The sequence below is a fragment of the Streptomyces sp. 8N706 genome, from assembly GCF_052245415.1.
In the GTDB taxonomy this organism is placed as follows: domain Bacteria; phylum Actinomycetota; class Actinomycetes; order Streptomycetales; family Streptomycetaceae; genus Streptomyces.
The window spans coordinates 62568-70984 of record NZ_JBQQBW010000033.1; the positions used below are offsets into that span (position 1 = coordinate 62568).

Below are 8417 nucleotides of genomic sequence, written 5' to 3' on the forward strand. Positions count from 1 at the left end.
GGGGAAAGGCTAGCCGGTTGGCCGGAAGCGCCCGCCGCGCAGCCGGCTCATTGGCTGCTGGAGCCGAAGTCCTCGGGCGAGATCTGGTCGAGGAACTCGCGGAACTTCTCCACCTCGTCCTCCTGCTCATCCGGAATCGCGATCCCCGCGTCGTCCAGCACACCGTCGCTGCCGTAGATCGGCGTACCGGTGCGGAGTGCCAGCGCTATGGCGTCGGACGGCCTGGCGCTGACCTCCACGCCACTGGCGAAGACCAGCTCGGCGTAGAACACGCCTTCCCGCAGGTCCGTGATCCGGACCTCGGTGAGCTGCTGGCCGACCGCTTCGAGCACGTCCTTGAACAGGTCGTGCGTCAGGGGACGGGCGGGGGCCATGCCCTGCTGGGCGAAGGCGATCGCGGTCGCCTCCCCAGGCCCGATCCAGATGGGGAGGTAGCGGTCGCCTCCCACTTCACGCAGGAGCACGATCGGTTGGTTGGAGGGCATTTCCACCCGGACACCCACGACATCGAGCTCGTTCACACAGTAACCCTAGGACGTGCCCGGCCGGTTTGGGTAGTCGGGCACCCCTTCATCAGTACAGACGGGTCCGCAGCGCCGACTGGACCAGGGCCGCGTGGAGCCGCACGGACAGGGTCGCGAGCTCCCGTGCGGTCTTTTCCGCGTGATTCCTCGTCTGCGGGTTGCGGTGCCGCCTGAGCGGGGCCACCACCTGCTCGACCAGGCCTGCCTCGCGGTCGGCCGCCGCCTTCATCACCCGCAGATGCCGCGGCTCCAAACCGAAACGGCCGAGTTCGGCGACCAGCTTCGCGACCGGGACCGCCTCGATGTCATAGCCGCCGTCCTCCTGCGGCCCGATCAGACCGTACGACTCCCACTCCGCGAGCTCGCCCTCCTCCACCTCCGCGGCGGCAAGGAGCTCCGCGCGGCCGATACGGGCGGCCGTGGGCGCCTCGACGTCCGTCTCCGGCGCACCGTCGAGCAGCGGCTCACGGGAGCCTCCGGGGGCCGGGAGCTGCACCCGCTCACCGCGGGCCAGCGCGTCGAGGTGCTCCCGGATGACCTTCAGCGGCAGGTAGTGGTCCCGCTGCAGGCGCAGAACGGACGCGAGCCGCTCGACGTCATCCGGCGTGAACTTGCGGTATCCGGAGGGCGTGCGACGTGGCTCGACCAGGCCCTCCGCCTCCAAGAAGCGGATCTTGGAGATGGTGATCTCGGGGAACTCGTCGCGCAGCCGGGCCAGCACCGCGCCGATGCTCATCAGCCTGCCTGCCGCGGTGGCGGTGCCGGAACCGGCACCGCCCGACGGTGTCTGGTGCATGACCCCTTCCCTGACGGGTCAGATGCCCCGCTGGCTCGCGTAGAAGACCAGTCGGTACTTGCCGATCTGCACCTCGTCGCCGTTGGCGAGCGCGAGCGAGTCGATCCGCTCCCGATTGACATAGGTGCCGTTCAGACTGCCGACGTCGGCGACGGTGAAGCCGCCGTCCTGCCCGCGGCGGAACTCCACATGCCGACGGGACACGGTCACGTCATCGAGGAAGATGTCGCTCTGCGGGTGGCGGCCGGCCGTGGTCAGATCGCCGTCCAGCAGGAAGCGGCTGCCCGCGTTCGGCCCGCGACGGACCACCAGCAACGCGGAGCCCAGCGGCAGCGCGTCGACAGCGGCCTGCGCCTCGGGGGACAGCGGCGGCGCGGCCTGGCCCGTGGCCTCCGCCTCGTACGCCTCGAGACCGGAGATCGAAATGGTCGATGTCGTCTCGGAGGAACGCTCGGGCTGCGCTCCGGGGCGCAGCGGCGCTCCACAGTTGGAACAGAACCGACTGGACTCGGCGTTCCGGTGTCCGCACCTCGTACAAACAGGCAAAGCCGCGAACCCTCCACCCGTACTTGAGGCTGATGGTTCCTGGAAACCTATGCGCCCGGGCACCGCAGGGTCAACAGAAGACGCGCCCTGACCACCCGGAATGTCGCCCCCGGCCCCCTCGACCTCGTCGCGGAACAGCGGGCGCTCCTCACCCTCGGCGCTCTCGTCCGCGGTGCGCCCCGCGCGATGACGAGCCGTAGCACTGCCACCGTCTTCGCGTGCGCTCTTACCGAACAACTTTGCAAACAACTTCACGGGCGATTCCCCTTGACCGAAACAGACCCGCCCGTGGGGCAGGATGAACCCTCGCTGCACACTCCGGCCGACCCGGACATCAACACAACGTCCGTGACCCCCGGACAGTTTCCACCACACACCATGTCTGTGGCGCGCCGACCCCCCGCAACCTCCTGCCCCCGCCGTACGCCGCCCATGCACAGCCCGGTCACTGCGATGACGACCGAGCGTAGTCAGGCTGCTTCACCGGTCGCAAGGCGTTCACAACGATCTTCTGCGCCCGGGCGACGGCCACCGTGGCCTGCTCCTTCTCCAGAGTCTGCACCACCCCACCAGGGATGTTCAGCGCCGGTTCCAGATCCTGCGGCTTGCCGATGACCTTGAAACGATACGGCTGCGCGATCCTCTTCCCGTCGACCCGCACGCCTGCCGCCACGTCCGAGAAGTAGGTGTCGGCCACGACCCGTACACCGTTGATCTGGATGGCTTCCGCCCCGGCGGCCCGCAGCTCCTGGATCGCGTCGAGCAACATGTCCGCCTGGACGGCGCGCTTGGCGTCGCTCACGGTCACGTTGATACCCGGCCCCTGAGCGGGGACCGTCCCCGCGAGGATGCCGAGCTGCTGCTCCTTCTGAACGGTCTGCTTACGGGCCTCCTCCGCCTGGTCGGAGCTGTTCTCCAGCTCGGTGCGCTGATTCTCCAGGCGGCGCTTCTCGTCCTCCAGGCGCTGCGTGCGGTCGTCGAGTTCGTCGAGGATCCGTACGAGGTCCTCCTGGCGGGCACCGCGCAGGGCGCTGTTGTCGCTGGTGGAGCGGACCTGGATGGCCAGGCCGAGGCCGAGGACGAACAGCAGGAGGGCGACGATCAGTTGGGCGCGGGTGACCCGTGGCGGCCAGAGACCCGCGGCAAGCCGGCCGCGGCCCGTGAGCGGAGCGTCGGCAGGGCCCTCGGGTTCCTCCTCGGGCTCCGGTCCCTCCTGCCTGGTCCCGTCCTCGGGCTCGGGGGACTTGGGGGCGTCCGGCTTCGGCGGTTCCGGCTGCTCCTTCGGCCCCGGCCCTTCCGCGTCCGGCCGTTGGGCGGGCTTCTGCGGCTCGGGAGGCCTCGGCGCGCCACCGGGCGCCGCGCGGCTACCGGGTGTCTTGGGTGCCTCGCGGATCTCCGGCGTCTCCGGTGTCTCCGGTGTCTTCCCTGTCTCCCGGCCTTCGGGAGACACGGGAGTCTCCGGCGTCTCCGGCGTTTCCGGGGTCTTGGGCGTCTCGTCGTTGCTCATCGGCCTCACGCCCGGAACACGTGCCGACGGATGGCGGCAGCGTTGGAGAAGATACGGATGCCGAGCACGACGACGACGCCGGTGGACAACTGAGCGCCGACGCCGAGCTTGTCACCGAGGAAGACGATCAGCGCGGCGACAACCACGTTGGAGAGGAAGGACACGACGAAGACCTTGTCGTCGAAGATGCCGTCCAGCATGGCCCGAAGACCTCCGAAGACGGCGTCCAGCGCCGCGACGACGGCGATCGGCAGATAGGGCTCCACCACCGCCGGCACCTCGGGCCGGACCAGCAGTCCCACCACGACTCCCACGACGAGGCCCAGTACGGCGATCACGATGTGCCCTTCCCTGTGTCGTTGGCGCTGCTGCCCGCGCCCCCGGCTTCCGGCTTTGCGTAACGTACGATCAAGCTGGGTGCGGCGGGCAACCGGACCTCGTTCTGCGCCGAAATGCTCGCGCGGACGCCGTAGTTCTCCTGCAGGACATGCAGGTACTGCCCGTCTGCACTGTCCTGGAACGTGGTCGCCAGCCGCTGCCCGTCCCCCACCGCGAGCAGCGTGTACGGCGGGACCAGCGGTTTGTTGTCGACCAGTATGGCGTCACCCGCGGCCCTGATCGCCGACAGGGATGTCAACCGCTGGCCGTTGACGGCGATCGCCTCCGCCCCGGACTCCCACAGACCGTTGACGACCCGCTGCAGGTCCCGGTCCCGCACCCGCCCGGTGTCGGAGAACCCGCTGCTCTCCCGGGGCCCGTCACCGCTCCCGCCGGTCCCCTTGGCGTCATTGACCACCAGCTTCACACCGGGCCCATGAACCTCGGTGGCACCGGCGAGCAGACTCACGAGCTGCCCCCGCTGACCGCCGTGCCGCTCCAGGGCCTGGCGCTGGCGGGCGCCGACATCCTCCCGCAGCGTGTCCACATTGTCCTGGAGCTTGTCGACCGCCGACGTCTCCGCGTCGATGCGGTCGATGAGTTCCTGTCGCTCCTTGGCGAGGGCCGGAGCCGATATCTGCGCCTGCACGGCTCCTACGGTCACCACGGCGGCGGCGAGCACGAGACCCGCGGCGAGCCCGAGCTTGGCCCGCAGTGTCTTCGGCAGCCCCTTGCCGTTCCCGGCACTGCGCCGGGCCGCCGCTTCGACGTACCCGTCGTCCAGACTGTGGTCCATCACATTGGTCAGCAGCGACATGGAGGCGTCGGGACGCGAGGGTGGCGAAGCGTTGCTCCGAACGGGGTGCTGCTGCGACATGCCGCACATCGTCGCACGTCGCAGCCGCTACCGCCGAATGGCCCCACCCGGCGCGCCGCTGTGGGGCACCGCTCCCGCGGTGCCCCACCGTCTCCGGAGGCCCGGGAGCCTCAGCGACCGGCGCCGTCGACCACCGCGGCCCACTCGTCGAGGAGCGCCTGGGCCGAGGCGTCGTCCGGGCCTTCGGCCCACAGATGAGTGACGGCCTCGGACGGGTCGGGCAGCACCATCACCCAGCGGCCGTCCGCCTCGACGACCCGCACGCCGTCGGTGGTGTCGACGGACCGGTCGCCGGCCGCCTCCACCACGCTGCGCATGACCAGGCCCTTGACCGCCCAGGGAGTGGCCAGGTCCCGGCGCTGGACGTGAGCCCGTGGAATACGGGCATCGATCTGACTGAGCGTCAGCTGCGTACGCGCCACCAGGCCGATCAGCCGGACGAAGGCCGCCGTACCGTCGAAGACGCTGCTGAACTCGGGGACGATGAAGCCGCCGCGCCCGTCGCCACCGAAGATCGTCTCATCGGCCCGACCGACGCGGGTGAGGTCGTCGGGTGATGTCGTCGTCCACTCGACCTGTGTGCCGTGGTACGCCGCGACCTGCTCGGCGATCCTCGTCGTGGTCACCGGCAGGGCGACGCGGCCGCTGCGCCGCTCCGCGGCGACCAGGTCGAGCATGACCAGCAGCGCGCGGTCGTCCTCCACGATCCGGCCGCGCTCGTCCACGAGGGAGAGACGCTCGCCCACGGGGTCGAAGCGGACACCGAAGGCGGCACGGGCGGACGCGACGATCTCTCCCAGCCGCACAAGCCCGGAGCGCCGGGCGTCGGCCGTCTCCGTGGGCCGGGATTCGTCGAGGCCGGGATTGATGGTGAGGGAGTCGACGCCGAGCTTTCCGAGGAGGCTGGGCAGAACCAGGCCCGCGCTTCCGTTGGAGGCGTCGACGACGACCTTCAGCCCGGCATCCGCGACGCCGGTCGTGTCCACGGCCCGCAGCAGCGACCCGGTGTAGGAGTCGAAGACGCTGGCGGGGAAGCGCAGGTCGCCGATCTCCCCGGGGAACGCACGGCGGTACTCCTGGCGGGCGAACACCCTGTCGAGCTTGCGCTGGCCGGCCTGTGAGAGGTCAGCGCCGCGCTCGTCGAAGAACATGATGTCGACGGAGTCCGGGACTCCCGGTGAGGTGCGGACCATGATGCCGCCCGCGCTGCCGCGAGCGGTCTGCTGGCGGGCCACGGGCAGCGGCACGTTCTCCAGGTCCCGCACGTCGATCGCGCTCGCCTGGAGGGCGGAGATGACGGCTCGCTTGAGCGCACGGGCGCCTCGCGAATGGTCACGCGCGGTGGTGACCGTCGACCCCTTCTTCAGCGTGGTCGCATAGGCCCCGGCCAGACGCACGGCGAGCTCGGGGGTGATCTCCACGTTGAGGATTCCGGAGACTCCTCGCGTCCCGAACAGATGGGCCTGCCCGCGCGACTCCCAGATCACGGAGGTGTTGACGAACGCGCCCGCTTCGATGGTCTTGAAGGGATAGACACGCACATTGCCCTGCACGATCGATTCTTCGCCGACCAGACACTCGTCACCGATGACCGCACCGTCCTCGATGCGGGCGGCCCGCATGATGTCGGTGTTCTTCCCGATGACGCATCCGCGCAGATTGCTCTGCTGGCCGATATAGACGTTGTCGTGGACCACGGCTTTGTGGAGGAACGCGCCGCTCTTCACGACCACGTTGGACCCCACGACGGTGTCCTCGCGGACTTCGGCGTCGGCCTCGACCTTCGCGTAGTCGCCGATGTACAGCGGGCCGCGCAGTACGGCGTCGGGGTGGACCTCGGCCCCTTCGGCGACCCATACGCCGGGCGAGATCTCGAACCCGTCGATGTCCACGTCGACCTTGCCTTCGAGCACGTCCGCCTGGGCCTTGACGTAGCTCTCGTGCGTACCGACGTCCTCCCAGTACCCCTCGGCGATATAGCCGTAGATCGGCTTGCCTTCCTTCATCAGCTGGGGGAAGACATCACCGGACCAGTCAACGGAGACACCGGGCTCGAAGTAATCGAAGACCTCCGGCTCCATCACATAGATCCCCGTGTTGACCGTGTCGGAGAAGACCTGGCCCCAGGTGGGTTTCTCCAGGAACCGCTCGACCTTCCCGTTCTCGTCCACGATGGTGATGCCGAATTCCAGCGGGTTGGGCACACGCGTCAGGCATACCGTGACGAGTGCACCCTTTTCCTTGTGGAAATTAATCAGCTCGGTGAGGTCGAAATCGGTGAGAGCATCGCCGGAAATGACGAGGAAGGAATCATCCTTCAGCGCTTCCTCTGCGTTCTTGACACTCCCGGCAGTGCCGAGTGGCTTCTCCTCGTTGGCGTAGGTGAGCTCCATACCGAGTTCCTCACCGTCACCGAAGTAGTTCTTGACGAGGGAGGCGAGAAATTGGACGGTCACCACGGTCTCGGTGAGCCCGTGCCGCTTGAGCAGCCTGAGCACATGCTCCATGATCGGCCTGTTGACCACAGGCAGGAGCGGCTTGGGCATGCTCGAGGTCATGGGGCGCAGGCGTGTGCCTTCGCCACCGGCCATCACGACGGCCTTCATGTCGGAAGCGTCCTCCTTGAAGAGACGGCTGTCATGCCGACTGCGCCCGTCCAGATGACCCACTTCCCCCGCACGTGGGCACCCGGCCTGCGGGCCATGCCACCGAAATGACGGCGAAGCCGTATCGGCGGGTCAGCCGGCCGCGGCGTCCGCCCTGACGAGACGGCGGACCTGAACCACGTAGAGGATTCCTGCCCACCAATAGAGGGTTGTACCCCATCCGGCGAATGCCCATCCGAAAATAGCAGCGAGCGAGGGCAGCCAGCCGGTCCCATCACTCAGCAGCAGCAAGGGGAAGGCGTACATGAGGTTGAACGTGGCGGCCTTGCCGAGAAAGTTCACCTGCGGCGGCGGGTAGCCATGACGACGGAGGATCCACACCATGACCAGGAGGACCAGCTCTCGGGCGAGGAGCACGCCCGTCAGCCACCAGGGGAGGATTTCGCGCCATGTCAGACCGGCGATGGTGGAGAGGATGTAGAGCCGGTCGGCGGCTGGATCGAGGAGCCTGCCGAGCCTGCTGATCTGATTCCAGCGCCGGGCCAGCATGCCGTCCAGGTAGTCGCTGACACCGCTGAGAGCCAGCACGAGCAGCGCCCAGCCGTCGCTCTTGGGGCCGCCGAACTCGGGCCGGAGGATCAGCCACAGAAAGAGCGGTACGCCGAGCAGCCGCGCCATGCTGAGGATGTTCGGGATGGTGAGGACACGGTCTGTCTGGACGCGTGTCTCCTGGACCTCCACCCGGGGGCCTCCTGGGGGGAACGTGCCAACGATGCCCCCTGACCTTACCCGCAGGTCTCGGCGGGCTGCACAGAGGGGCGGGGCCCTGAACGCAGAAATGCCGCAGTCCCCGGGATCTCACGATCCAGGGGACTGCGGCCAACAATTGTTCGGCGGCGTCCTACTCTCCCACAGGGTCCCCCCTGCAGTACCATCGGCGCTGAAAGGCTTAGCTTCCGGGTTCGGAATGTAACCGGGCGTTTCCCTAACGCAATGACCACCGAAACTCTATGAACATATCGACCCGGACACAGACACAGGTCGTTACTTCAGAACCTACACAGTGGACGCGAGCAACTGAGGACAAGCCCTCGGCCTATTAGTACCAGTCAGCTCCAGCAGTCACCTGCCTTCCACACCTGGCCTATCAACCCAGTCGTCTACTGGGAGCCTTAACCCCTCA

Annotated in this window: 8 protein-coding genes and 2 rRNA genes; all 10 read right to left on the bottom strand. The window is 68.2% G+C overall.

Annotation, left to right across the window (positions count from 1 at the left end; translation table 11 throughout):
• Positions 1-47: 47 nt before the first annotated feature.
• Complete coding sequence (locus ACTWQE_RS15155) at positions 48-521, bottom strand: bifunctional nuclease family protein (RefSeq protein ID WP_030364453.1); 474 nt, start codon at positions 519-521, stop codon at positions 48-50.
• 52 nt (positions 522-573) lie between these two features.
• On the bottom strand, positions 574-1320 hold the full coding sequence (gene ftsR / locus ACTWQE_RS15160) for a transcriptional regulator FtsR (protein WP_443329454.1): 747 nt from the start codon (positions 1318-1320) through the stop codon (positions 574-576).
• Between the two features lie 18 nt (positions 1321-1338).
• Complete coding sequence (locus ACTWQE_RS15165; RefSeq protein ID WP_443329455.1) at positions 1339-2241, bottom strand: FHA domain-containing protein; 903 nt, start codon at positions 2239-2241, stop codon at positions 1339-1341.
• Positions 2242-2311: 70 nt separating this feature from the next.
• A complete protein-coding gene (locus ACTWQE_RS15170; RefSeq protein ID WP_443329456.1) occupies positions 2312-3373 on the bottom strand; it encodes a DUF881 domain-containing protein in 1062 nt (353 codons plus the stop codon).
• Positions 3374-3378: 5 nt separating this feature from the next.
• The gene (locus ACTWQE_RS15175) at positions 3379-3711 is read right to left on the bottom strand and encodes a small basic family protein (RefSeq protein ID WP_019708255.1); all 333 of its coding nucleotides are present in this window, start codon (positions 3709-3711) and stop codon (positions 3379-3381) included.
• The gene (locus ACTWQE_RS15180) at positions 3708-4628 is read right to left on the bottom strand and encodes a DUF881 domain-containing protein (protein ID WP_443329457.1); all 921 of its coding nucleotides are present in this window, start codon (positions 4626-4628) and stop codon (positions 3708-3710) included. Before ACTWQE_RS15180 ends, ACTWQE_RS15175 begins: the two co-directional genes overlap by 4 nt.
• 110 nt (positions 4629-4738) lie before the next feature.
• On the bottom strand, positions 4739-7234 hold the full coding sequence (locus ACTWQE_RS15185; RefSeq protein ID WP_443329458.1) for a sugar phosphate nucleotidyltransferase: 2496 nt from the start codon (positions 7232-7234) through the stop codon (positions 4739-4741).
• Between the two features lie 132 nt (positions 7235-7366).
• On the bottom strand, positions 7367-7975 hold the full coding sequence (locus ACTWQE_RS15190) for a CDP-alcohol phosphatidyltransferase family protein (protein WP_443329459.1): 609 nt from the start codon (positions 7973-7975) through the stop codon (positions 7367-7369).
• Positions 7976-8122: 147 nt separating this feature from the next.
• Positions 8123-8239, bottom strand: a 5S ribosomal RNA gene (gene rrf / locus ACTWQE_RS15195).
• 74 nt (positions 8240-8313) lie between these two features.
• Positions 8314-8417, bottom strand: a 23S ribosomal RNA gene (locus ACTWQE_RS15200); the annotation flags it as partial.